The organism is Streptomyces sp. NPDC051136, assembly GCF_044455745.1.
Lineage (GTDB): Bacteria > Actinomycetota > Actinomycetes > Streptomycetales > Streptomycetaceae > Streptomyces.
Window position 1 is genome coordinate 1 of sequence record NZ_JBITFE010000028.1, and the last position, 1,093, is coordinate 1,093.

The following is a 1,093-nucleotide window of genomic DNA, read 5'->3' on the forward strand; positions in this document are numbered from 1 at the left end:
AGCGGTCGGCTCCGCTGCGGCCGGAGAACGTGGCGTACGTGATGTACACGTCCGGCTCCACCGGCAACCCCAAGGGCGTCGCCATCACCCACGCCGGTGCCGTCAACGGCGTTGCCCGGCTCATCGAACGGGTCGGCGTCGGTGAGGGTTCCCGCGTACTCGCGGGCACCTCCGTCAACTTCGACGTGTCCGTCTTCGAGATCTTCACCGCGCTCGGCGCCGGCGGAGTCGTCGAGATCGTGCGCGACGTGCTGGAACTCGCCGAACGCGACAGCTGGACCGGCAGCGTGATCAGCTGCGTGCCGTCCGTCTTCGCCGAACTGCTCGACGAGATCGCCGACCGCACCACGGTCGACGCGGTGATCTTCGCCGGTGAGGTACTGCCGGCCTCTCTCATGAACCGGGTCCGCGCCGCCATGCCCGCCGTCCGGATCCTCAACGGCTACGGACAGAGCGAGAGCTTCTACGCGACCACCTTCGAGCTGGCCGCCTCGGAGCGCTGGGACCGGGGCAGCAGTGCCCCGATCGGCCTGCCGCTCGGCAACATGCGCACCTATGTGCTGGGCCCCGGCCTCACCCCGGTCCCGGCGGGCGTGGTCGGCGAGCTGTACGTGGCCGGCGCCGTCGGCCGCGGTTACCACGAGCGGCCCGGGCTGACCGCGGAGCGCTTCGTCGCCGACCCGTTCGGTGAGCCGGGCAGCCGCATGTACCGCACCGGCGACCTGGCCCGATGGACGGCCGACGGCCAACTGGAGTGCGTCGGGCGGGACGACACCCAGGTGAAGGTGCGAGGATTCCGCATCGAACCCGCGGAGGTGGAGGCCGCCCTCACCGCACACCCCGGGGTGGCCCAGGCCGCCGCACTCGTCCGTGAGGCGGACGGCGGCAAGCAGCTCGTGGGCTACCTGGTGCCCGCCGGCGGCCGGCTCGACGCCACCGAGGTCCGCCGGTTCGTCGCCGACCGTCTTCCCGAGTTCATGGTGCCCGCCGCACTGGTCGTCCTGGACCGGTTGCCGTTGGACCCGAACGGGAAGCTGGACCGGCGGGCGTTGCCGGAGCCTGAGTTCTCGGGTGGTGTGTACCGGGCTCCGTC

At 71.6% G+C, this 1,093-nt stretch carries 1 protein-coding gene; it reads left to right on the forward strand.

What is annotated here, in order from left to right; translation table 11 throughout:
* Positions 1–41: 41 nt before the first annotated feature.
* A partial coding sequence (locus ACIBCJ_RS35600) for an amino acid adenylation domain-containing protein (protein ID WP_365981570.1) occupies positions 42–1,093 on the forward strand: 1,052 nt, incomplete at its 3' end.